The organism is Cytophagaceae bacterium (assembly GCA_016722655.1).
In the GTDB taxonomy this organism is placed as follows: Bacteria; Bacteroidota; Bacteroidia; order Cytophagales; family Spirosomataceae; genus Leadbetterella.
In genome coordinates, this window is sequence record JADKIR010000004.1 from 2,015,113 (window position 1) to 2,039,790 (window position 24,678).

General features: G+C 38.0%; 21 protein-coding genes and 1 tRNA gene. 12 read left to right on the top strand and 10 right to left on the bottom strand.

Annotation, left to right across the window (positions count from 1 at the left end; all coding sequences use genetic code 11):
• Positions 1–197 precede the first annotated feature (197 nt).
• The 8 genes from fabD to IPP61_09260 all read right to left on the bottom strand — a co-directional run bounded on the left by fabD (position 198) and on the right by IPP61_09260 (position 8,304).
• Positions 198–1,082 carry an ACP S-malonyltransferase gene (fabD, locus tag IPP61_09225; protein ID MBL0325348.1) on the bottom strand — a complete coding sequence of 295 codons (885 nt, stop codon included), beginning with the start codon at positions 1,080–1,082 and terminating at the stop codon, positions 198–200.
• A 115-nt stretch (positions 1,083–1,197) separates the two neighbouring features.
• Positions 1,198–1,794 carry an OmpH family outer membrane protein gene (locus IPP61_09230; protein MBL0325349.1) on the bottom strand — a complete coding sequence of 199 codons (597 nt, stop codon included), beginning with the start codon at positions 1,792–1,794 and terminating at the stop codon, positions 1,198–1,200.
• A gap of 78 nt (positions 1,795–1,872) precedes the next feature.
• Complete coding sequence (locus IPP61_09235) at positions 1,873–2,637, bottom strand: Fic family protein (GenBank protein ID MBL0325350.1); 765 nt, start codon at positions 2,635–2,637, stop codon at positions 1,873–1,875.
• A 97-nt stretch (positions 2,638–2,734) separates the two neighbouring features.
• The gene (locus IPP61_09240; GenBank protein ID MBL0325351.1) at positions 2,735–3,097 is read right to left on the bottom strand and encodes a hypothetical protein; all 363 of its coding nucleotides are present in this window, start codon (positions 3,095–3,097) and stop codon (positions 2,735–2,737) included.
• A 1-nt stretch (position 3,098) separates the two neighbouring features.
• The gene (locus IPP61_09245; protein MBL0325352.1) at positions 3,099–5,549 is read right to left on the bottom strand and encodes a penicillin acylase family protein; all 2,451 of its coding nucleotides are present in this window, start codon (positions 5,547–5,549) and stop codon (positions 3,099–3,101) included.
• A 171-nt stretch (positions 5,550–5,720) separates the two neighbouring features.
• Entirely contained in the window at positions 5,721–7,202 is a 1,482-nt protein-coding gene (locus IPP61_09250) for a DUF4301 family protein (GenBank protein MBL0325353.1), read from the bottom strand.
• Between the two features lie 120 nt (positions 7,203–7,322).
• Positions 7,323–7,393: transfer RNA gene (locus IPP61_09255), tRNA-Gln, on the bottom strand.
• 110 nt (positions 7,394–7,503) lie between these two features.
• A complete protein-coding gene (locus IPP61_09260) occupies positions 7,504–8,304 on the bottom strand; it encodes a hypothetical protein (protein MBL0325354.1) in 801 nt (266 codons plus the stop codon).
• Positions 8,305–8,498: 194 nt separating this feature from the next.
• Here IPP61_09260 and udk point away from each other — a divergent pair, with 194 nt between their 5' ends.
• Positions 8,499–9,119, top strand: coding sequence for a uridine kinase (udk, locus tag IPP61_09265; GenBank protein MBL0325355.1), 621 nt, complete (start codon positions 8,499–8,501; stop codon positions 9,117–9,119).
• A gap of 58 nt (positions 9,120–9,177) precedes the next feature.
• On the opposite strand, the gene IPP61_09270 is transcribed toward udk, so the two are convergent.
• The gene (locus IPP61_09270) at positions 9,178–10,164 is read right to left on the bottom strand and encodes a ribonucleotide-diphosphate reductase subunit beta (protein ID MBL0325356.1); all 987 of its coding nucleotides are present in this window, start codon (positions 10,162–10,164) and stop codon (positions 9,178–9,180) included.
• A gap of 178 nt (positions 10,165–10,342) precedes the next feature.
• On the opposite strand from IPP61_09270, the gene IPP61_09275 reads away from it, so the two are divergent.
• From IPP61_09275 to IPP61_09315, 9 genes are all read left to right on the top strand, one after another.
• Positions 10,343–11,146, top strand: coding sequence for a M48 family metalloprotease (locus IPP61_09275; GenBank protein MBL0325357.1), 804 nt, complete (start codon positions 10,343–10,345; stop codon positions 11,144–11,146).
• Between the two features lie 149 nt (positions 11,147–11,295).
• Entirely contained in the window at positions 11,296–11,625 is a 330-nt protein-coding gene (locus tag IPP61_09280; GenBank protein MBL0325358.1) for a hypothetical protein, read from the top strand.
• Between the two features lie 95 nt (positions 11,626–11,720).
• Positions 11,721–12,920 (top strand): argininosuccinate synthase, encoded by a 1,200-nt coding sequence (locus IPP61_09285; protein MBL0325359.1) that lies wholly within the window; start codon positions 11,721–11,723, stop codon positions 12,918–12,920.
• A gap of 101 nt (positions 12,921–13,021) precedes the next feature.
• Positions 13,022–14,170 (top strand): adenylyltransferase/cytidyltransferase family protein, encoded by a 1,149-nt coding sequence (locus IPP61_09290; GenBank protein MBL0325360.1) that lies wholly within the window; start codon positions 13,022–13,024, stop codon positions 14,168–14,170.
• Between the two features lie 100 nt (positions 14,171–14,270).
• On the top strand, positions 14,271–14,489 hold the full coding sequence (locus IPP61_09295; GenBank protein MBL0325361.1) for a hypothetical protein: 219 nt from the start codon (positions 14,271–14,273) through the stop codon (positions 14,487–14,489).
• Positions 14,482–14,841, top strand: a complete 360-nt coding sequence (locus IPP61_09300; protein MBL0325362.1) for a type II toxin-antitoxin system PemK/MazF family toxin — start codon at positions 14,482–14,484, stop codon at positions 14,839–14,841. Before IPP61_09295 ends, IPP61_09300 begins: the two co-directional genes overlap by 8 nt.
• Before the next feature lie 108 nt (positions 14,842–14,949).
• Positions 14,950–17,358 carry an outer membrane beta-barrel protein gene (locus tag IPP61_09305; protein ID MBL0325363.1) on the top strand — a complete coding sequence of 803 codons (2,409 nt, stop codon included), beginning with the start codon at positions 14,950–14,952 and terminating at the stop codon, positions 17,356–17,358.
• Between the two features lie 66 nt (positions 17,359–17,424).
• Complete coding sequence (locus IPP61_09310; protein MBL0325364.1) at positions 17,425–18,528, top strand: WG repeat-containing protein; 1,104 nt, start codon at positions 17,425–17,427, stop codon at positions 18,526–18,528.
• Positions 18,529–18,587: 59 nt separating this feature from the next.
• Positions 18,588–18,827 carry a hypothetical protein gene (locus tag IPP61_09315; GenBank protein MBL0325365.1) on the top strand — a complete coding sequence of 80 codons (240 nt, stop codon included), beginning with the start codon at positions 18,588–18,590 and terminating at the stop codon, positions 18,825–18,827.
• 316 nt (positions 18,828–19,143) lie between these two features.
• Here the strand turns inward: IPP61_09315 and IPP61_09320 are convergent, their stop codons facing one another.
• A complete protein-coding gene (locus IPP61_09320) occupies positions 19,144–20,766 on the bottom strand; it encodes an FMN-binding glutamate synthase family protein (GenBank protein MBL0325366.1) in 1,623 nt (540 codons plus the stop codon).
• 438 nt (positions 20,767–21,204) lie between these two features.
• Here IPP61_09320 and ilvD point away from each other — a divergent pair, with 438 nt between their 5' ends.
• Both ilvD and ilvB read left to right on the top strand, forming a co-directional pair.
• Positions 21,205–22,890 (top strand): dihydroxy-acid dehydratase, encoded by a 1,686-nt coding sequence (ilvD, locus tag IPP61_09325; protein ID MBL0325367.1) that lies wholly within the window; start codon positions 21,205–21,207, stop codon positions 22,888–22,890.
• Positions 22,891–22,926: 36 nt separating this feature from the next.
• The gene (gene ilvB / locus IPP61_09330; protein MBL0325368.1) at positions 22,927–24,669 is read left to right on the top strand and encodes a biosynthetic-type acetolactate synthase large subunit; all 1,743 of its coding nucleotides are present in this window, start codon (positions 22,927–22,929) and stop codon (positions 24,667–24,669) included.
• Positions 24,670–24,678 lie beyond the last annotated feature (9 nt).

Genomic DNA, 24,678 nt, shown 5'->3' on the forward strand with positions numbered 1-24,678 from the left:
TTAGAATAATTAAATGTGAAAGATTTGGCTAAAGCCAATTGTTTTTTGTCCATTACTTAATCTCCGGCTAAAGCTGGAGGGAATTTTTTTGAATATAACTTGAATGGCCTTTCGTCCGATATTTTATAAAAAAACCGGAAAATGAAATTCATATATAATCTCAATTCCCGATTAATTTTTTCTAAATTCTTTATAAATCAAACTCCGGCGGTTTCCACTTCCGGGGCGATTTTTTTCACCAAACCCTGTAAAACTTTGCCTGGACCACATTCCACGAATTTTGTGGCTCCATCAGCCGCCATGTGTTGTACGCTTTGAGTCCATTTTACAGGGGCTGTCAACTGGTGTATAAGATTGAGTTTGATATGTTGAACATCAGAAGAAGGCTTTCCATTTACATTTTGGTAAATCGGGCAGGAAGGAGTACTGAAAGTAGTATTTTCAATTGCCTCGGCGAGTTCTTCACGTGCAGGTTCCATAAATGGCGAGTGAAATGCTCCTCCCACTTGTAGTACCAACGCCCTTTTTGCACCCGCTTCTTTCATTTTTTCACAAGCAACATTTATCCCTTCCACACTTCCGGAAATTACCAGCTGGCCAGGGCAATTATAATTGGCAGGCACCACTACTTCATGGGTATCTTTATGTACCTGATGGCACACTTCCTCTACTTTTTCATCAGAAAGATTCAAAACAGCGGCCATGGTTGAAGGTGCAATTTCGCAAGCTTTTTGCATGGCTGCGGCACGTTTGGCCACCAATTTCAATCCATCTTCAAATGAAAGAGCTCCTGCCGCCACCAAAGCCGAAAACTCACCCAACGAGTGACCAGCCACCATATCGGGTTTGAAACCTTCGATAGTGGAAGCCAATATCACTGAATGCAAAAATATCGCAGGCTGCGTAACGTTGGTTTGTTTGAGCTCCTCATCGGTGCCTTCAAACATTATTTTGGTAATATCAAATCCTAAAATTTCATTCGCTTTGTCAAATAATTCTTTGGCTTTTGGGTTGGTTTCGTAAAGATCCTTTCCCATTCCACTGAACTGGGCACCCTGTCCCGGAAAAACGTATGCTGTCATATATTGGTTATTTTTTTTACAAAATTAAGAAATAGGTTTGGGTTTAAAATGTATGCCAACAAAAAAGACGCATCTTTTAAGAATGCGTCTTTTTACAATAGATTTTCTTTCGAAATTATTTTTTTGAAGTAGTATCAGTTGCCGCCGGCTTATCTCCGGATTTTTTGTACTCTTCGTTTAGCCCTTTTAATACTTCCTGAGTGATGTTAAGGTCTTCTTTGGCGTACAAAACTCCGCCACCTTTAGAGTAACCGATTACCATGTCATATTTGTCTCCGGCATTGTATTTTTTAAGATAATCATGAATTTTACTCAAAAGCTCATCAGTTTTTTTGGCTTGCTCTTGCTGTAAATTTCCGGCTGCGTTGTCTCTGAACAGCATGATATCCTGCTCTTTTTTCTGTAAAGCCAACTGAGTTGAGCGTGCTTGCTCTTCTGATACCCCACCCGCTTGTACTCTTCTTTGAAAAAGTGCCACTTCATTCTGGAAAGACTGGCTTCTTTTGGCCAAATCGTTCTCCAATGCAAAGCTTTTGTTTTCAAATTCTTTGATTACATCTTTGTAATATTCGTAGTTATTCAGAAGGGTGTCGGTATTTACATATACAATTCTTCCTGAAGGTTGTCCGGTGGTTTTTCCGGCTCCGGCGTTGTCTTTACAAGCTACAAAAGCCATAGAAACACCTAATACTAAAGCGATAATTTTTTTCATTTATGTTTATTTTTCCGATTGAAGGTGCAAATATAAGTAATTATCTTTCAAAATGTTTGAGTAGAATTATTAATGAAATCAATCCTTCATACTTTCAATTAATAATTTTAAAAAACCTATACTCTTAGTATAATCAAGTTCATAGAAGTTTACTCCCAGATTTATATTTGAATAATAATCTGATAAGTGTTCTTTATAATATCGCTCAGATTCTAGTTTCCAATACTCTCTACCTAATTTTTCAGCCAAAAACCATTTTTCAAGTAATCTTGCAGCCCTTCCATTCCCGTCTCTAAATGGATGAATATGTGCAAACCTCAGATGAATCATTGAAGCGAAATAGAAAGCTTCTAAAACGGTAATTCTGGATTTTAATATCATTTCAATATCTCTAAATAACCTCCCCATCTCTGATTCAACGTTTTCAGGTTCCAGTGCCAAATAAATTAGACCGGTCTTTCCAAAAACACCAACGGGTTCATTTCGATATTTTCCTCTTTTGCTTTTTATCAGTAAAGTTTCAGAGAAAATTTTATGAGATTGCAAAAGATTTTTTTCTGTTAAAGGATTTTGTTGTGCAAATGAATAAGCATTTATCAAATTTTCAATTTCTTCAATTTCTTTTCCTGGTTTGAATTTGTCTTTATTTAATTCATAATTCATAAATGAGTTCAAGTCGATGGTATTTCCTTCAATATTTGAAGAAAATACGGCAGAAGATTTAGTTAGGAATTCAAAATCCGATTTATTTTTCGAAAAATCATAATTTAAAATAAGGCTTTCAATTTGACTTCCAACGGCCTCCAAATAAGCTTTGAAATATGTTTTTTCTAAAATATTCATAAATTTCTATTTTCAAAAATACGAATTTTATACGGGCTATTAATAAAAAAGCCTCTAAAAATATGTATTCAGAGGCTTTTTTACGATAAATATTAGATCAATGTATCCTGAAATATCTTCTCAACTGCACCCCGGCAGTTCCAGAAACTGCACCGATTGTAGCTGCAATCAGGGTCATTACTGAAAAAACAAAAGCCGTTTTTGGTATTTTTGAAAGGAAACCGACTCCGCCAGTAAACAAATCGGCGATTTTTTCGGTAAGATTTACTTCTGAAACGATGTTTAAATAAGTAGCATAGCCTACCCAAAGCGTCACCACCGCTGCTGCCGAAATTGAAGCTGCTTCTTTTATGTTTCTTGCTTTCCACCAACTCAATCCCAGAGCCACAGGGGCAATTATCCACCACGGAAGGAATAAAGACAAGAGACCGCCTATTACGATTATCAATATATATAACATCTTATTTTTTTGGTTTAATGGTTAAGGTTTTGACTAATTTGGGGTGCTTTTCATTGGCATTTTTTAGGTAAACCAGGGTATCTAGTTTTCCTGCCGCCCATTTGTCTATCATGTTATCATAATATTTGCTTCCGGGATTTCCCGATTGCCCACCTGGATACAATCCATATGCTTTGGGCCAGTTTTTATCCAATTCTACCACCATTCTCCATGACGGCCCGTGGGTCTCTGAAGTGGCATTTACTTCCCCTTTGCCACCACCATTCATCACGCCTGTACGTGAAAAACTTGCAAAAGCCGGCACCAGATGCTTGATAGTAGTATTTTTCACTTTACTCCATGCCCAGGTTTCAGCAGATATTGGACCATTTTTAATTGTTAAACTGTCAAGTGTCGCAGCAAAACTACCCACAATTATATCATTGATGGTTTCTTCTTTTTCACGGGTATTTTTATTGTCAAACCATTTTGATTTTGGTTCTTTTGCAATCATTTCAAAAGTTCGGTCCTCGGTTGGGTGCATCATATAGCTTTTAACCGGAAACTCATCTTCCCAGATCCAGTCACCTAATTCCCGCATCCATCTTTCATAAATAGTCGCCCCCACGGCATCAGCTTCGTTTCTTAGATTCCACTTTTGTAAAATCTCTCTGGCAACCGCAATATTGGGGTCATTTGATGCCTGGAGTATAGGCAATAAGTTGGGTAAAATTCTTCTGGCAGCCACATTGAAATTGTCATTTTGTAACTCTCTCAGGCTATCAGCCGTGGCATTTTTCATGGCAGTGAGTCGTTCATTGATTCTTACCGCACGATTTGAAGGAGCAAATTTCCAACCCAGGTAATAGGGATAGGTAGGGTCAGCCGGAAATTGGTTGGCCGAACTTACAAATCCTCTTGGTGGGTTTTTAACGGTAGGATTTTGTTCAACCGGAATATAGCCCTGCCAGTCGTTTTCTGGTTTAGAGCCATCCATCAGGAATTTTCCTTGTTGCTGCCATTTGAGAGGGAGCTTTCCATTTGGAGTAATCGAGATATCATTTTGATTAGAAGCAAATATAAAATTCTGGGCAGGTGCCGAATAGTAAGTCAGAGCTTTACGATAGTCATCATAATTTTTTGCACGATTCAGATAATAAAATACCATTAGATCAGAGCCATCAGAAATATTCCCGACCCACCGCATTGCATGACCTGCAGGTGCATTTTTGCTATAATTTGTTTCTTTTGAAGTATTGTAAACTATCGGACCATGATGTGTGTACATTAGAGTATCCCTTATTATTTTTCCCGATTTTAATTTAAACTCTTCTATGTACTTAGTTACCGGAAGCCATTTGTCGTTATGAAAATAATGTGTTTTTTCAGCATTGTTAAACTCTAACTGATAAAAATCCATCACGTCGCTTCCCACATTGGTTACCCCCCAGGCCACGTCTTTGTTGAATCCAATCACAATGCCTGGACAACCCGGAAGTGCAACCCCATAAACATTCATATCAGGAGTAGTCAGCTGCATTTGGTACCAGATTGAAGGCAATGTAAGCCCAAGATGTGGGTCGTTGGCCAAAATGGGTAGTCCCGTGGCCGATTTTCCACCTCCTACTGCCCAGTTATTTGAGCCAATTTCCGGTGCCGGAGCAGGAATGTTTGCCATGAATCTATTTTCTTTATTTCCCACCATAATACTGGAGGGAGGAAGAACTTTTTTTGAATCAAAGTTCCAGGGAGTGCCAACAGGGATGGTAGGGGACTCCACAACCGGATAGTTGGGGAAGAGATCCTTCACAGTTTCCATTCCATATTGATCTGCCACATTGGTAATTCTAAAATCATCTGTTCCGCCGTTGAGCGTATTTCTCATATTCATGAGCATCAGAATGGTTTTATAGGGAGACCATTCTTTGGGTCCATAACCCAAAATTTTATATTCCAGTGGATAGTTTTTATAATCCAGATGTTTTATGTAAGAATTAACACCATCAGTAAAAGACTTCAAAACTCTGTTGGAAACCGGATCTTTCTCTAGTTTTTTTGCAATTTCTCTTGCAGTGCGTGCCATTCCTAACCGGCGGTTGTACCTGTCATATTCCAGTGCTCTTTCTCCTACCACTTCTGTTAGTCTTCCCGAAGCCACCAAAGTATAAAACTCCATTTGCCAGATTCGGTCTTTGGCCATAATGTAACCTTGTGTAAAATACAGATCGTCTTCATTTTGAGCAAAAATATGAGGTACCCGATTTGCATCATATTCAACCTTAACCTCTTCTTTGACTCCCTCCAGGTTCATTTCCTGATCTGAGGAATTCATTTTTGGTTCAGCATTTTGTAAAAAACCTTCAAACGGACTAAATAGTCGGCCCAATGGTGGCACTTGCCCAATTGGATTGGAAAGTAAATAAATCAGTAAAACCATCAAAAGGAATCCACTGAAATGTTTGATAAATTTCATAGTTTGTTTTAGAGTTTTTTCGAAATTTATAAAAATAGTTTAATAATTATTGGTTTTAATTGTGTTATTTTTAGAAAAAAGCCAAAATTTTATTTGGGAAGATATTAAACACACAAAAGCCCTGAATTTTTTGGATTCAGGGCAAAATTTAAATTTTGAGTGATAGAATTTTCAGGCTGGCTGATGTTCTTTTCTCAACAAATCATTGACTGTTTTTACTGGGTTAAATGTAATCAATGGCACTTCGACAAAAAGTGTATTCCAGTTGGCCATGGAGCCATTCCAAAGTCCCGGAAGCTCCTGTGCTTTTAATACTTTGCCAGATTGTGATTTTTCGGTGATAAACCCTGTTTTAGGATCCCGGAATTTCAATAAATCAAACTTTTCTTTTTTGTAGTCTTTTACAGCACACAGCAAATCCACCGGATTAAAATGGGTGGCAGTTTCGAAAATCTCTTTTTGCTTTTTGTTTTTCATATCAAACTGGGCCGATTCCACCACCTGAAGTGATACCGAGCCGTCTTCGTTCAATGCCCAGAAAGGCCCGCCTCCCGGTTCGCCTACATTTTTTACCATTCCACAGATACGAAGCGGGCGGTTGAGTTTGGCTTTGGCAAATGCCAGTTTTTCTTCCTGCGACCAGTTCCTGAAACCCTTTGGAGGTTCTACATTTAAATTGTTTCGCAAAAATCTGACAGATTTATTGATAAAATAACTGCTAACCACAGGTTTCTCGAGCCTTTTAATAAAATAGAATATCTGTTTTTGATAGTCAAGTAATAGTCCCGCCAAAGCTTTTTTGTAAGTGATAGTCTCTGATTTCAAATGGTCAGGCACAACGTTATCAATATTTTTAATAAAAATCACATCGGCATTCTGATCATTCAGGTTTTCGAGTAAAGCCCCATGACCGGCTGGTCTGAACAGCAGATTACCGGCATTATCACGGAAAGGCTCGTTGTCAAGGCCAACGGCAATGGTATCTGTTGATGCTTTTTGCTCAGAAAAACTGATGTCATATTTTACAGAATACTGCTCTTCGTATTTTTTTAATATGCTGTTTATGAGTGTTTTGAATTTCTTTTTATGTTCTGGCGAAACCGTAAAATGAAGTCTTACTTTTCCTTTGTTATTGGCATAAAGAGCTCCTTCTACAAGATGCTCCTCTATGGCGGTGCGGGTAAAGCCTCCATATTGGTGGAACTCGAGTAGTCCTTTGGGCAGACTTCCGTAATCAAGTCCTTTTTCAGTCAAAAGTGCCTCCAGGGTTTGCTGATTGTCATTTTCGGAAATAAATTGACTCAGGCTTTTGTAAAAAGCAAAATCTTTTAGTTTTTCAAAAAATTGCTCTACTGATTTGTCTGACTTTCCTTCATCTTTGGCCGAATATAAAGATTTAAACATCCTGCTGGCTGCACCTGATGCCGGAACAAATTTCAGGAGTTTTTTCTTAAGCGATTCTTTTTCAAAAAACTCAGTAAGTTTATTAATTTCATCTTTTTCAAGTCTTATCATACCATCGCTAAGAGTGGCGGCACGCTTCACCTTCATATACGGAAATCCGCTTTTGAAGTTTTCAATCTGCTCATTTATAACACTTAAATCGCTGCCACGCTGGGCAATTTGCCGGAGGTCTTTTTCAGAAAAACTCATGTTAGAATTTTAAATAATTTCAAAATCCGAAATAGAGAAAAAGATTGTTTAATTACAAGTTAAATTGGAGAAATCTTGAGGTATGGGCACAAAAAAAGTCGCCCGAAAGCGACTCTTTTGTTGGCTTACAAGGACTCGAACCTTGAATAACGGCACCAAAAACCGCTGTGTTACCATTACACCATAAGCCAATCCTGTAATGTGGGTGCAAAAATATAACTTGGAGCGTATCTACACAAGTAGTTTCGAAAAAAAAACAAAAGATTTTTTTAGTTAAGAGTTTTAAATTGCAGCAAAAAGGCTATAAATATTTGAAATTCAGAGGATCGGGGTATTTGAGTTTTTTTTGAAAAATACTTTCAAAATGTGTACTATCAACTATTTTGCCTTCGCCCTCAGCTAAATCTTCATTAAAATTGCCATAATTTTGTTTGCATACCACTTCAGCAATCTGCCCTCTGGTTGGATGGAGCGGTGCACAGAGGTTAACAGTAATATTCTCTGCAAAATTTAAAGCGAGCCAGTCTAAAACTTCCACGGCATCGTCACGGTGAATATAATTGACTCTGCTTTGTGGGTTAAAATCACGTATTCCGAAATATTTACATGGATTTCTGTCGTATCCCATAAGCCCCGCCATTCTGACAATCAATATAGTTTTGTCGGGAAGATTTTCTTTCAAAAGCTTTTCTGCTTTGAATAAATAATGTTTTGGATCAGCGTCATTCTCGGTTTTTAAACCTTTATTTGATGTGTAAATACTTGTTGAAGAGACAAATATGATCTTCTGTATGCTTTTTTCTTTTGCAATGGCCTGGCATAAAATTTCAATCTGATTATAAAAATATTCCGGTGATTGGGATTTTATTTTCGGTGGGAAACAAATTATCAGGACATCGGTTTTGAGAAAAGTACCCATGCCCTGCGAATTTTGATCTAAAATAATTTTATGAGGTTCCAGACCCTGCTGACTGAAAATTTCGAGTTTGCTGTCGGTTGTAGTGCTGATTTTAACCAACAAAGATTTTTTTTTCAAAGACAAAGCCAGCGGTAAACCTAGCCAACCTCCTCCCAATACCGAAACTGACGTGATTTGATTCATTTTTGAAAACATTCTGTGCAAAGATGCGAATAGGTTTGTTATGTTTTTATTAAATTTGTGCAAAAATAATAACCAATTATAATGAGACTTTTGGCAGGTAGGCTTTTCGGTTCGGCTACCATTGCATCTTTATGTTTTAGCCTGTTGCCTTCAATTCTTATTCTTACCACTTCACAAAACAAAATTAACCAATCATGAAGTCTCCATTGATAATTGGAATTACCGGCGGCAGTGCATCAGGCAAGACCTTTTTTTTACATAGCCTGCTGAGCCATTTTACCGACGACGAAATTTGCCTCATTTCACAAGACAATTATTATAAAGAGATAGAGTTTGTTCCCAGAGACCGGAACGGGGTGGAGAATTTTGATGTGCCGGAATCTATTGATTTTGAGCTTTTTGCAAAACATATCAATGACCTTAGAGCCGGTAAAGAGGTACATAAAATGGAATATACTTTCAATAACTCTACCATTAAACCAAAGGATTTGGTTTTTAAACCTGCTCCAATTATAGTTGTGGAGGGTATTTTTGTTTTTCATGATCCATATATTTCTCAGATGCTCAACCTCAAGGTTTTTATTGATGCCAAAGAGCATATCAAAATCAGGCGAAGGATAATCAGAGATAACAATGAGCGGGGTTATGACCTTCAGGATGTGCTTTATCGCTGGGAAAACCACGTTGCACCCACTTATGAGAAGTTTATCGAACCTACCAAGCATGACGCCGACCTCATTATCAACAATAACCATCATTTCGAAAACGGCCTGAAAATTCTTACTACCTACTTGAATTTAACCTTGGGAAAATAAAAATAAAGCCCACCCTTTGGAGGTGAGCGTTTATTAGTAGTTTAAGGTAAGATTATGTTTAAAAATCTTCGTCGAGCGAGAATGACATTTTTTCTCTGTCAGAAGTAACCCCGGCTTTTTGATATTCTCCTACTCGTTTCTCAAAGAAATTGGTTTTGCCTTGTAGCGAAATCAACTCCATGAAATCAAACGGATTGGCAGCATTGTAAACTTTTTTCAAGCCTAAAGATTCCAATAAGTGGTCGGCTACAAATTCAATATAAAGACACATTTGAGCAGCATTCATCCCGATAAGTGAAACCGGAAGGGCGTCTGTCACAAATTCTTTTTCTATTTCTACGGCATCAGTTATGATTTTGTATATCTGATCTTCCGGCATTTTGTTTTTGATGTGCTCAGTGTAAAGTAAGCACGCAAAGTCGCGGTGCAAGCCTTCGTCTCTAGAAATCAATTCATTGGAAAAAGTCAGACCTGGCATCAAACCACGTTTTTTTAACCAAAAAATCGAACAGAATGAACCTGAGAAGAAAATACCTTCTACTGCAGCAAAAGCGATTAGTCTTTCAATAAAATTACCGTTTTCAATCCACCTCATGGCCCATTCTGCTTTTTTGGTGACACATGGAATTGTATCGATGGCATTGAGCAGGCGGTCTCTTTCTTTGGAATCCTTTATATAGGTGTCAATCAGCAGAGAGTAGGTTTCTGAATGGATGTTTTCCATCATAATCTGGAAACCATAAAAACATTTTGCTTCGGGGTATTGTACGTTGGAAAGAAATCCAATAGCCAGGTTTTCGTTTACGATTCCATCAGAGGCAGCAAAAAACGCCAGTACATGTGAAATAAAATGACGCTCGCCATCATTCAGTCCGTCCCAGTCTTTGGTGTCTTGCGAAAGGTCAAGTTCTTCTGCTGTCCAGAATGAAGCTTCGTGGTTTTTGTAATAGTCCCAAATATCATGATGTTTTATAGGAAAAACCACAAATCTGGATGGATCCTCAATAAGAAGAGGCTCCGATTTTTTCAAATCAGCGTCGGTCATTTATTAGCTTAGTTTAAGTAAATGTATAGTTTCTCGATTTTCTTTAGAATCAATCAAAATTACTTCAAATTTCTTTAAGCCAAAAACTTTTTTTTTGTTTTTTAAAAATCCTAATTTTACCTTTCGTATTGAGAGTTTCTTCAAGAAAATTACGATTTTGTACCGAAAATAATACCAAATGAACAACAGTGGAGGATTTAAACTTAGATTGATAATTGGGGTAGTGATGGCTTTGATGGCAATGTTGAGCTATTATAGTAAAACTCAGGAAAATCCTCTGACAGGTGAAAAACAGCAAGTTAGCCTTTCGCCTCCTGAAGAAGTCGCCATGGGATTGCAGACAGCACCACAAATGGCGGAAGAATACGGGGGACTTTACCCCAACGATGAAGTCCAATTGCAGGCAAACTCAGTTGGGAATAAGGTTTTGGAAGCTTTTAACAAGCATGTGATCGAAAACGGCCATGCTAACCCTTATAGGTTCAATTTTCATGTTTTGCGTGATCCACAGACAATCAATGCGTTTGCACTACCTGGCGGTCAGGTGTTTATTACACTTGGTTTATTGTCAAAACTAAAATCTGAAGACCAGTTGGCAGCAGTCTTGGGTCACGAAATTGGGCATGTAGTTTACAGGCATTCAAGTGAACAGATGGCCAAAACCGAGTTTTATCAGGGGCTGGCAGGTGCCGCAACTGCCGCCGCTGGAGATATGAGTGCTTCACAAATTGCGAACTATGTTGCCCAGGTCAAACTGATGAAGTTTGGGCGTGATGATGAGCTGGAATCTGATGAATTTGGAGTAAGATTTATGATAAAATCAGGTTACGACCCCAACGCCATGATAGAAGTGATGGAGATTCTCGCAGCTGCGGGTGGCGGTGCCGAAAGAGATGAGTTTATGAGCACACACCCCAGCCCAGCCAACAGAATTCAGAAAATCAGAGAGCATATTGAGAAGTATTCGAAAGAAGACAACTGAGGTTACTCTACTATCAGAATAGGTTAAGATTCAAGTATTTAAGAAAACACTTATTACAATTGAAAGTATTTTGTAAAAATATAAGAAATGGAAGTTTTCTCAAATTTGGTCTGATTTTCATTAGTATTTGTTTTATTAGTTCTTGTCAGTTGAAAAGATCCGAATTGAAGACTTATGACCATAAAAAAACATCAATTAAAATAGATTCTGTGTCAGATGAAATAATTGGTTTATGGTGGGATGCTAATGAAAAAAATGCCCCAATTGCAAGTTTTGAAATTAATAAAAATACGATTTTATATCCGGACCATGAAGAACATGCTGAATATAAATACAAGATAAAAAAAGATTCATTTTTCATTTTTTACGAAGATTATATTTCTTCTTCCAAAATCTTGAAAATCAGAAAAGATAGTTTGGAACTCAATACAAATGGTCAAATATCTTTGTTTGTGAAGAATATTAAAAAGTCTGATTGAAAATCCTGTTTTAGCCCCTAATATTTCAATTATTCTTTCACTATTCCCTTATTTAATTTTAATTTTGCGGAATATTTACCTAGCATAAAATCGAAATGAAAAAAGTAGTATTGGCGTTTAGTGGTGGCCTCGACACCTCTTTCTGTGTAAAGTTCTTGGGAGAAGAAAAAGGTATGGAAGTGCATTCTGTGCTGGTTGACACCGGAGGCTTTTCCGAAGAAGAAATCGCCGATATCGAAAAAAAAGCTATAGATCTGGGTGTAAAATCGCACTTTACCGCCAGAGTTGCCGACAAATATTATCAGGAGTGTATCAAATATCTCGTTTTTGGCAATGTACTGAAAAACAATACTTATCCACTTTCAGTGAGTGCTGAGCGTATATTTCAGGCGGTTGCGGTAGCAGAATATGCCAAACAACTGGGTGCCAATGCCATAGCCCATGGTTCTACAGGGGCTGGAAATGACCAGGTTCGATTTGATATGGCTTTCAGAACGATTGTTCCGGATGCCGAAATCATTACCCCAATCAGAGACTTGAAACTATCAAGAGAAGAAGAAATCGAGTATCTGATTTCGAAAGGCGTAAAGAGAGAGTGGCACAAATCGACCTATTCTATCAATCAGGGACTTTGGGGCACATCAGTTGGAGGAAAAGAAACCCTCAATTCGTGGGATTATCTGCCTGAAGAAGCATATCCTACACAGTTGACTAAGAAAAAACCTTCTGAAATCACACTGGAATTTAAGAACGGAGAACTTAAAGCCGTTAACAACCGAAGATTTAAAAATCCTGTAGATGCCATTCGCAGGGTTCATGATCTGGCTTCACCCTATGCCATTGGTCGCGACACTCACGTGGGAGACACCATTATAGGCATCAAAGGCCGGGTTGGTTTTGAGGCTGCAGCACCTTTGATTATCATTAAATCACATCATTTGTTAGAAAAGCACACGCTCACCAAATGGCAGCAATATTGGAAACAGAGCTTGTCGGAGTGGTATGGCATGCTTTTGCACGAAGGACAATTCAACGAGCCGGTTTTACGGGATATAGAGCAGTTTTTAGAAAGCTCGCAATCAACTGTTACGGGTCTGGTACATGTAAAACTTTCTCCTTACAATTTTCAGGTTTTGGGAATTAAATCAGACTTTGATTTGATGTCGCCTGTATTTGGAAGCTATGGTGAAATGAACAATGCATGGTCGGGTGACGACGTGCGTGGATTCTCAAAAATTGCCTCCAATCAAGTTATGATTCATCAGAAGATTCAGGAATTGGCGGCAAAGAAGTAATTTTGTTTGTAATATTTTTAACTTAAAAAAGGGTAGGAGAATCTAAGAATTGGGTTCGATTACCCTTTTTTGGTATATTTGTATCAAAGTAATCCTTCTTAATGGCTCCAAAAAAAGTATTTGTAAGCGGGTGTTTTGACCTGTTGCACAGTGGACATATCGCTTTCCTGGCTGAAGCTGCATCGTTTGGTGATTTATATGTTTGTATTGGTTCTGATTCTACCGTTTTTGATTTAAAAAACAGGTATCCGGTGATCACTCAGGACGAACGCCAATATATGCTCAATGCCTTGAAATGTGTACATGAATGCCGGGTTAGTAAAGGTGAAGGTTTACTAGATTTTGTAGATGAACTTGAAGACATCAAACCAGATATTTTTGTTGTAAATGAAGACGGCCACACTCCTCAAAAAGAGGCATTGTGTAGGGAAAAAAACATTGAATATAAAGTTTTGCAACGCATTCCGTTTGCCGATTTGCCTGCTCGCTCCACCACCTCATTGAGAACCCGTTCCACCATTCCTTTCAGGATTGACCTTGCAGGAGGGTGGCTAGATCAGCCGTTTGTTTCAAAATATTTCCCGGGATCAGTTTTGACGGTATCTATCGAGCCCACGATAGAGTTTAATCACAGAAGTGGCATGTCGAGTAGTACCCGAAACAAGGCGATAGAATTGTGGAGAACGGCCTTGCCATCAGGAAATTACGAACAAAATGCCAAAGTGCTTTTTAGCTTTGAAAACCCTCCAGGTACGTCAGAGGTTTCGGGCTCTCAGGATTCTATTGGAATAGTTTTTCCGGGGCTCAACCGACTCCACTATGCCGGAGGACATTATTGGCCAGCCTCAATTGAAAGTAATTATGATGAAGAGGTTTTGAAATGGCTTGAAGAACACCTTTTTTTGGTTGCTTTAGGGCCAAGGCAGCAAGGTTACAGTGTGCTTTCCAACACGCATATTGACGAATCAGGTGCCAAAGCACTTTCAGTGGCGGCGGAAGCTTGCTGGAAGGCCATTTTGGATAAAGATATTCAGGCCTTTGGAAAGAGTTTTAGGGAATCATTTGAGGCACAGATTACGATGTTCCCCAATATGGTAGATGAAGAGACCATTCAAACAATTGAAAAATATCGCCCGATTACACTGGGACACAAACTTTCAGGTGCTGGCGGTGGCGGATATTTGATTTTTGTGAGTGAAAAACCCATCGAAAATGCTATAAAAATAAAAATCAGAAGAAGGGATTTTTGAAAATATGCAGTTCTTTTATTGATTGATTAATATTGTTTTTGTAAAATTATTCACGAATTCTTGATTTAGGGTTTATTTTGAACTTAAAATGATTTTTCAAATGACAGTAACTAAAACATATATAGTTTCTAATAACCAGGTAGTTATTGATTTACCCAAAGATTTTCGGGGGAAAACAAAAGTGAATGTCACTATTGAAGATGTGAAATCTACTGATGAAGAGAAGTTTGCTTTAATGGAAAAAGCTATCTCAGATCCTTTATTTATTCAAGATTTAAATGAAATAGCAGAAGATTTCAATTCAATTGATAATGAGTAAATACGAAAAATGGTCTGTTTTTCGGGCAAGTTTAGATCCTGTGGTTGGTTCAGAACAAGGGAAATCAAGACCAGTTGTGATTATAAGTGAAAATAGAATCAATAATCTCCTGAATACAGTAAATGTTCTACCAATAACCACTAGAAAAACAGGTCGAATTATATATCCCAACGAAGCTCTTTTGCCTCAAAATACCGCCGGGTTAGAAAATGAATCAATCGTTTTATGTCATCAAATCAGGACAATTGACAAAGTCCGCTTAACAAAAAAATATGGTCACATTGAAAATGAAAACATTAAATCTGAAGTGAATGATGCCTTGGTATTCCAAATGGGATTAGAGTTGTCGTAATTCATAACAGATTGTTAATGATGCCATTCCTGTAAATTTTCACATTTTCCTGAAGTAATTTTCACAAATTTCCGTTAAAATCTATATTCGATAATTATAATTGACCTGATGAAAGTTCAAAAAAACCTTTCGATAATTTTCCTTTTTATCATTTTCCATGCAAGCACTTTTGCACAAAAAATTACCATTAAGCTAAATGAACCCGGTGGATTACCACATTTTGGAGCAAACGTGAACCTTCAGAAAATCAACTCCAAAAAACAACTCAATGCTGTTTCTGATCTGGAAGGCAAAGCTTTTTTTCTTTTGAATGAAAAAGGAAATTACAAATTGAAAATAACAAGTGTAGGGTATAAGTCAATTGAGAAAGAAATTCAAATTTCGGGAGAAACAGAAAGTATCGAATTTACGATTGAAGAAGATGCTAAATCACTTCAAAGTGTGGTTGTTACTGCCAAAAAACCACTGATGACTCAGGAAGAGGATAAGACCATTGTTGATCCTGAACCTATAGCCAACACCAGCACCAATAGTTATGAAATTCTGGAAAAAATTCCCGGTATTTTTTTGGACCAGGATGGAAATATTTACCTTAACACCACTACCCCTGCCAAAGTTTATATCAATGGCCGGGAGCAAAAACTGGGGCCCTCTGATATCGCCGCTATTTTAAAAAGCCTTCCCCCCGGGGCGATTGATAAAATTGAATTAATTGCCACGCCTTCCGCAAGTATGGATGCTTCCAGTTCTGGCGGAGTAGTGAATGTCATATTGAAGAAAGGGGTAAAATTAGGCCGGACGGGCACAGTGAGTGCTGGTTTTAATCAGGGAACTTTTGGGAATCAATTTATAGGAATAAACCTAAACCGTAGTCAGGATAAACGAAGTTCTTATTTGCAATTTAACCTTAACAAAAGAAATAGCTTTGATGACACCCAGTTTGAACGTTTAATTTCTACTGATGATAAACCCAAAAAACTGAATTCTTCTTCTTATTCTGTTTTTCCGGCGTATGGATTTTTCACAGGATTGGGGGCAAATTTTGATATATCTAAAAAATTGGAGCTAGGTTATGATGGCAGGTTAAATATCAATAAATCCGAATCAAAAATTGATAATATCAGCAAAGTAGTTTTGATGAGCAATGAATCGGTTCTCTCCGGCAATACCAATGCTTTGCAAAACGATAATTTTACATACAATATCAATCAGGGGATTAATGGGAAATACAAATTTGACAGTCTGGGATCAATGTTGAAAGCCGATATATCGATGGATTATTTTGAGACCAACGGTGGTCAAAACTATTCTACAAATTTTACTTCTCCCAGCATATTCTTAGTTTCTGGCCACGGTGATTTGCTCAACAAAAGGATGCTTTTTACGTCCATGTTGGACTTTAAATACTATTTCCCCCATAAAATCACATTAGAAGCCGGTGTCAAGAATACTTTACTCAATTTTGACGGAGATACACAATTCTCAATCATAAAAGATGGTACAATTCAGACGGATAATTTCCGCACCAACCAATTTTTGTATAAAGAAAACATCAATGCCGCTTATCTTCAGGCATCTAAATCATTTGGTAAATTTCTGCTTAAGATGGGTGGGAGACTCGAAAATACACGCATGAACGGTCATCAATTGGTGCCTGCTGACACTACATTTAAGATAGACCGCACTGATTTTTTCCCTTACATATATTTCAGCAGAAAACTCTTTACCATTGCCACTTACGAGCTTCGGGGGTATTTGATTGCCCGCCGCACCATTACACGGCCTGTGTATGAGCAGCTTAATCCTTTCGCAAGATTTGTAGATCAGTATAATTATGAGGCTGGTAATCCTGGGCTGAAACCGCAGTTTTCCAATAATTATGAGGCAAACATCAGTTTCGAAAACCGCCCGATTTTTGCCATAGGCCGCAACTATATCAATGACATTTTCACTTCGGTGGTTTATCAGGACAAAACCAATCCATTGTTGAGCTATCGAACTTATGACAATCTGGGTAAAAACCGCGAGACTTATTTCAGAGCTATGGGTGCTTTGCCACCGGGAGCGAAGTACTTTTTTGTGTTGGGTACGCAGTACAACTATAACGATTACAGTGGCTTGCTTGACAATAAACCCATATCTTTTAGCAGGGGTTCCTGGTCGCTTTTTACGTATCATCAGCTAAAAATCAATAAATTGACCAACATTTCAATGCACGGTTTTGCCCGTTTCAAAGGTCAGATGCAATTCTATGAGCTCAGTAATTTTGGAGCATTAAATTTCTACATTGACCGTCAGTTTTTTAATCGGAAACTATCAGTAAGTGCCAATATTTCGGATGTTTTCCTCACCAACCGCTATGATTTTAGCTTGAATCAGGGGAATATTTCAGGCAATGGTCGCCGGCTGTCAGACACCCGCAGGTTTGGTGTTAATCTCAGATATTCATTTGGTCAGAAAAAGAAATCTTCTGATGGTATGGATTTCCTGGACATGGGAAGCGGGGAGCAGAAATAACTAATCCTCAATTCTGATTTTTTTTATGTGTTTGATTTCTTTTTATCTTTGAAAAAAAATAATTGTATGAATCCAAAGAAAATAATTTCTATACTATTAATCCAATTTATATCTACAATACTTTGGACCAATACTCATGCCCAATATAATCCCAAATTACTGATTCCCTATAATCAAAATGGCAAATGGGGATGGTCTGATACCCTTGGAAATATTAAAATAAAGCCAAAATATGCTAGAGCTGATTTTTTTGATGAATATTCAAAAGGAGAATACCTTTCTGTGATGAAAGATGAATCTAACCAAATGAGATTTATTAAGACAAATGGGGAATTTCTTTTTCCTCAGAAATACACTTTTTCAGAATTTTACTGGCATAACAACTCACTGGACTTTATTGTAATAAAAAATAAAACCAAGTATGGTTTATATTCAATAAAAAACCACAAAATTCTTGTACCTACAAAATATGATGAATTGATATTTAAATATATTGGAGACCAGAAAATGGTGTTTTTCAAAAATGCAAAAGATGCCACTTTTTCGGAATTTTCCGATGGAAAAATCATAAAAACGGAGTATGAAAAGCTGAATTATAATTATGAATATAATTATGAACACTTTGTTTTTGAAAATACTAAAAAACAAAAAGGGGCGATTACCAAATATGGTGTAAAAATCTATACCGATGAATATTTGGCCATGTTAAAAAAGAAAGAAGAAGAGCTGGTAAGTATTTCAGCTGATAATATTCCACCACCATACGAAGCCATGGAAGTAACTATAGGTGATGAATATAACCGAGGAAATGTGCATAATTTCAGAACCTCGTATAAAAACCAAAATTATGAATTTAAATCCCTGATAACCAAAACTAAAAATGGAAAATATGGTGTAGTGAATGAAAAAGCCAGCGAAATTTTGCCGTTTCAATATGATGAAATTAAATTTTCAAATTCAGGAGATTATGCTATCTTAAAAAAAGACGGCAAATATGGAATAAAAATATTTTTTACTCATTATCCTACAATTAAGCCAAAATATGATGCAATAGTAAAATCCAGAAATATTACCGTTACCGATACCTGGAGCTTTGCATTGATGGAAGTGAAAATCGGAGAATTCAAAGGCTATGTTGGTGAAAATGGGGTTGAATATTTTAAAAAGTAATTTTTGAATATTAATTTTTGTGCAAACAATTTGATAAATTTGATTTTCAATTAAACAATATGACCGAATTCATCGTAACTGTAGAAGAATCTAAGAGCAAGTTAATTATGAAGTTGCAAAGGGAATTTGATTATGTAAAAATCAGAAAGAAAAGGTCTGCCCGCAGCCTGGAAGATACTAATATACTTGATGGGATTTCGGAAGCAGTTAAAGAATTAAACCAGTATAAACGAGGTGAAATAGAACTTCAGGATGCTGATGAGTACATTAAAGAATTGAAAAATGAAGGTTATTTATGACGAAGGTAATTCTTTCCAAACATATTGAGAGAGAGTCGAAAAATCTATACAAATAATAACGCTCCCTAGCCTCAGAAGTGGTAATTCTAATTGGTGAATTAAAACGAAATCCACTCATGGGTATTCCACTTGGTAAAAACTGTTATAAAATTCGATTGAAAATTTCCTCAAAAAATTCAGGTAAAAGTGGTGGTGCGAGAATTATTACTCACGTCTATGTCGAAGGCGATACCGTTAATCTTTTAGCAATTAATGACAAATCCACACAAAGCACCCTATGCGATTTTGAAATTTTGTCCAGATTGAATGAAATTCTTTAGTGCTTACTTCCCCATTTACTGATATTTACAAAACCCCATTGTTCGGCACTAGCATGTTTAAAGTCGGGCTTATATTTTTCAGGAAGATTGGCTTCGTCTAAAAATGCCCCCACTTCAACAGATGGAAATATTTCTTCGTAAGTCTGCATCGAGCTAAATGAAATCCTGCGATATATATGCGAACGGTTAAGATTGTGAACTTCATCCAAGCCTGTGGCTCCCAACAGCTCTACTACACTTTTTACGGTATTGTTATGAAAATTAGCGATACGGGTCTTTTTATCTTCAACCACCAATCCCACAGTAAGTTGAGGATCCTGAGTGGCAACCCCAACCGGACATTTATTGGTATTGCATTGCAATGCCTGAATACACCCCACCGCCATCATCATGGCTCTGGCCGAATAGCAGGCATCCGCTCCGATAGCCAGGGCCCTAATAATATGAAAACCCGACGTTACTTTTCCAGATGCAAATACTTTGATATGTTTTTTGATATCCATGCCATTGAGAATATTGACCACAAATGCCAGCCCGTCAAGTAATGGTGCTCCTACATAATTTGAAAATTCCTGAGGTGCTGCACCGGTACCGCCTTCAGCACCATCTACAGTGATAAAATCAGGGTAAGTGTTGGTCTCAATCATGGCCTTGCAAATGCCGATAAACTCACTTTTGTGACCAATACAGAGTTTAAAACCTACCGGTTTTCCCCCGGAAAGTTCTCTAAGCTTTTTTATAAATTCAATCAACTCGAGCGGCGTGCTGAAAGCACTGTGTGAAGGGGGTGACTCAACCAGCGTATAGGGTTGGATATTTCTTGCTGCGGCAATCTCTGGGGTGTTTTTTGAAGCCGGAAGTATGCCTCCGTGACCCGGTTTGGCACCCTGAGATATTTTTATTTCAATCATTTTTACATTGGGAAGTGTTGCCCTTTCTTCAAATTGCACAGGGTCAAATCCTCCATCAGCGGCTCTGCAACCGAAATAGCCGGTTCCAATTTGCCAAATCACATCTCCTCCATGTTTTAGATGGTATTCGCTTAATCCTCCTTCTCCAGTATTGTGGGCAAAATCACCAAGTTTTGCACCCGCATTCATGGCCTCAACGGCATTTCGGCTCAAAGAACCAAAACTCATCGCTGAAATATTGAGAATACTCGAAGAATACGGTTGTTTGCAATCTTTGTTACCCATCATTACCCTCAGATTATGCCCCATTTTATGAAAATTCTTCGGAGCCATAGAATGTGCCAGCCATTCATATCCCTCGGAATAAACGTCGAGTTGGGTGCCGAATGGCATGGTGTCATTCTCTTTTTTTGCTCTTTGATATACAGTGGAGCGATCAATGCGATTAATCGGGCGGCCATCTATGTCTGATTCTATGAAATATTGATAGATTTTGGGTCGCATTTCCTCCATAAAAAACCGTAACCTTCCTACCACCGGGTATATCCGCATGATTGAGTGTTTGGTTTGGATCATATCGAAATATCCCAATGCAGTGAGGAACAGCACAATCACAAAAATTACATACCAGTTGCGATCCATAAAAATGGCCAGAAGTAATGTGGTGATAATCAATGCTGATGATATGTAAATAAATAGACGACGCATACGATTCCGGTTTTTTTCGAAAACTAATGGGTTTTGGGGAATAAAAAAAGTCTTAAATGTTAGGTTTGATGAGTCAGTCGTATTTTCTTTATTAAAATATTGCGTTTAAAATCACAAAATTATATATAAAAAAGAGAATCAATTCACAAAATTATATACTAATCAAATTTCAATTTTCATATTTTGACAAATAATACTTAATTTTTTGTCTATTTTCTTTAAAATATTTAACCTGAAAATAAGATTGAATTGATTGTCCTGGCGAAAATCCGCAACATTCAATTGTATTTTCCCGAAAAAACATAGACTTTTTCCTTGAAAATGTTCTTCTTTAGGATTTTACCTAGAATATGTTTGGAGTGTATTTCTAAAATCTTTTCATTTGTAAAGTAAATTTTTAAATTATAGCGAAAATTCGCTAAAATAAAGTTTTCAAGAATGTCGCAAAACCTCAATAAATTTTCTAAAACGCTAACTCAGGAAGTTTCAAATCCCGCTGCTCAGGCCATGCTCTATGCCATTGGTCTGAAAGAAGAAGATATGGCTAAGCCACAAATCGGAATCGCCAGTACGGGATATGAAGGTAATCCTTGTAATATCCACCTCAACGGACTTTCAGTACATGTGAAAAAAGGCATTCAGGCCAACGATATGGTTGGTTTGATTTTCAATACTATCGGAGTTTCTGACGGTATGACCAACGGCAACGACGGCATGAGTTTTTCGCTTCCCAGCCGTGATATCATCGCCGACTCTATAGAAAATGTGGTTTCGGCTCAATGGTATGATGGTGTAATCGCAGTAGTAGGATGTGATAAAAATATGCCTGGGGCTATTATGGCCATGGCCAGAGTCAACCGCCCATCTATAATGGTTTACGGAGGCACTGTGCGTTCAGGTAGTTGGAAAGGCCAGAAACTCGATATTGTTTCAGCTTTCGAAGCCTATGGGAAGAAAATCAATAATGCAATTTCAGAAGAAGATTATAAAGGAGTTATTCAAAATTCTATTCCAGGGCAAGGGGCATGCGGAGGTATGTACACCGCCAATACTATGGCTTCTTCTATTGAGGCATTGGGATTAAGTTTGCCTAACTCGGCATCATATCCGGCTACTCATGAAGGAAAAACCGCTGAATGTGTAGCAATTGGTGCGGCGATGAAAAATTTGCTGGAAAAACAAATTCTTCCGAGAGATATCATCACCAAAAAATCGCTTGAAAATGCTTTGACAATCGTTATGGCTCTGGGAGGCTCTACCAATGCTGTTTTGCATTACCTTGCAATAGCCCATTCGGCAGGTATAGAACTAAGCTATAAAGATATTCAGGCAATATCCGATCGTACACCATTTATTGCTGATCTTAAGCCTTCCGGTAAATATTACATGGAAGATATGCTTGCAATTGGTGGCGTACCGGCAGTAATGAAATATCTGTTGAAAGAAGGAATGATTCACGGTGATTGTTTGACTATCACGGGAAAAACTGTTGCCGAAAACCTCAAAAGTATTCCAGACTTGAATTTTGAAAATCAGAAAATTGTATTTCCACTTTCTACCCCAATCAAGAAAACCGGCCATATTCAGATTCTATACGGCAATCTTGCAGAAAATGGTGGCGTAGCAAAAATCACAGGAAAAGAAGGCTTGAAGTTTGAAGGCGTTGCAAAAGTTTGTGATAAAGAGGAAGAAATGCTCGATGCCATCGCCAAAGGTGAAATTCAACCCGGCCAGGTAATAGTTATTCGTTACGAAGGTCCGAAAGGTGGACCGGGAATGCCAGAGATGCTTAAACCTACCTCGGCAGTAATGGGAGCAGGTTTGGGTGATAAGGTGGCCTTAATTACCGATGGTCGTTTTTCGGGCGGTACACATGGATTCGTAGTGGGTCATATTTCACCCGAAGCTTATGATGGAGGAACTATCGCTTTGGTTAAGGATGGAGACAAAATCACAATTGATGCCGAAACCAAAGAATTGATTCTTCATGTTTCTGATGAGGAACTGGCTGAAAGAAGAAAATCGTGGAAGCCATTGACACCTCCATTTATTGAACAAGGAGTACTCAGAAAATATTTCAAAAACGTTGCCGGTGCTGAAGAAGGCTGCGTAACAGACAAATAATCAATTATTTCAAAAACAAATAAAAACTTAAATACCATGAGTAAAGAACTGGAAGTCATGGATCAGGAAAAAGAAGGCACTTCAATAAAAAAAGCATTGACAGGTGGTCAGGCTTTGATGGAATGCTTTTTGGCCGAAGGCGTGGAAACTATTTTTGGTTATCCGGGAGGTGCCATAATGCCTATTTATGATGGACTTTATGATTATACCGACCGCCTTAACCATGTTTTGGTAAGACACGAACAAGGTGCTGTTCATGCAGCTGAAGGCTTTGCAAGGGCTTCCGGTAGGGTAGGAGTATGTATGGCCACTTCGGGTCCGGGTGCAACTAATCTTGTAACTGGTCTTGCCGATGCCATCATTGATTGTACTCCTATCGTTGCCATTACTGGCCAGGTAGCCTCACATTTGTTGGGCACCGACGCCTTCCAGGAAACTGACGTTATAGGTATTACAACTCCCATTTGTAAATGGAACTATCAGGTAACCAATGCCGATGAGATTCCAGAGATACTTTCCAAAGCCTTTTTTATTGCAAAAGCCGGAAAACCAGGACCGGTATTGGTGGATATCACAAAAGATGCCCAGCAAGGATTGATGACAAAGCCTTTTGAATACAAAAAAACTACCTATTTGCCGGGTTATCATCCAAGAGTAACTCCGAAACATGATCAGATAGAAAGGGCGGTTGAGTTGATCAATAATGCAAAAAGACCTTATGTGCTGTTTGGCCATGGTGTTTTGATTTCTCAGGCAATGCAGGAATTCAAAGAATTCATTGAAAAAACTGATATTCCATGTGCTAGTACCTTATTGGGTATTTCTGCCATTCCGATTGACCACCCCAATTATATGGGTTGGCTGGGAATGCACGGAATGTATGCTCCAAATGTAATGACGGATCAATGTGACGTCCTTATCGCAATCGGTATGCGTTTTGATGACAGGGTGACCGGCGATGCTTCGCTTTTTGCTAAACAAGCCAAAATTGTTCACATCGAAATTGACCCAGCCGAAATCGACAAAATCAAAAAAGCAGAAGCTCCTGTAGTAGGTGACGTTAAAGAAGCTTTGAAATTGATGCTTCCTTTGGTGAAAAAAGGTGACTTCACTGCCTGGAAAAACGAATTCCGTAAACTTGAACCCAGAGAAAAAGAATTTGTAACTGACCGCGATTTGAAATTTGAAGGCAAAATAAAAATGGCCGAAGTAGTCAGGATGGTTTCTGATAAAACAAAAGGAGAGGCTTGTATCGTAGTAGATGTGGGTCAGCACCAGATGGTTTCGGCCAGATATTATGAATTCAAAAAATGCCACTCTTATATTGCCTCTGGTGGCCTCGGAACAATGGGTTATGCTATTCCGGCCTCGCTTGGTGCCAAAATGGGTGCTCCTGACCGTCAGGTAATTGCATTTATCGGTGACGGTTGCTTCCAAATGACCATTCAGGAATTGGGTACTATATCTCAAACCGGCCAGGAAGTTAAACTTATCATTCTGAATAATAATTATTTAGGAATGGTGAGACAATGGCAACAATTGTTTTTCGAAAAAAGATATTCATTTGTAGAACTTCATAATCCTGATTTCATTATGGTTGCCAAAGGTTTCGGGATTGAAGGGAAAAAGGTGTCAGAAAGGTCAAATTTAAATGATGCCATTGACGAGATGCTAAATCATAAAGGCTCTTATGTGTTGGAAGTGGTGGTCGAAAAAGAAGAGAACGTTTTCCCGATGGTTCCGGCAGGAAAAAGTGTATCAGAAATTAGACTTCATTAATAATTTAAC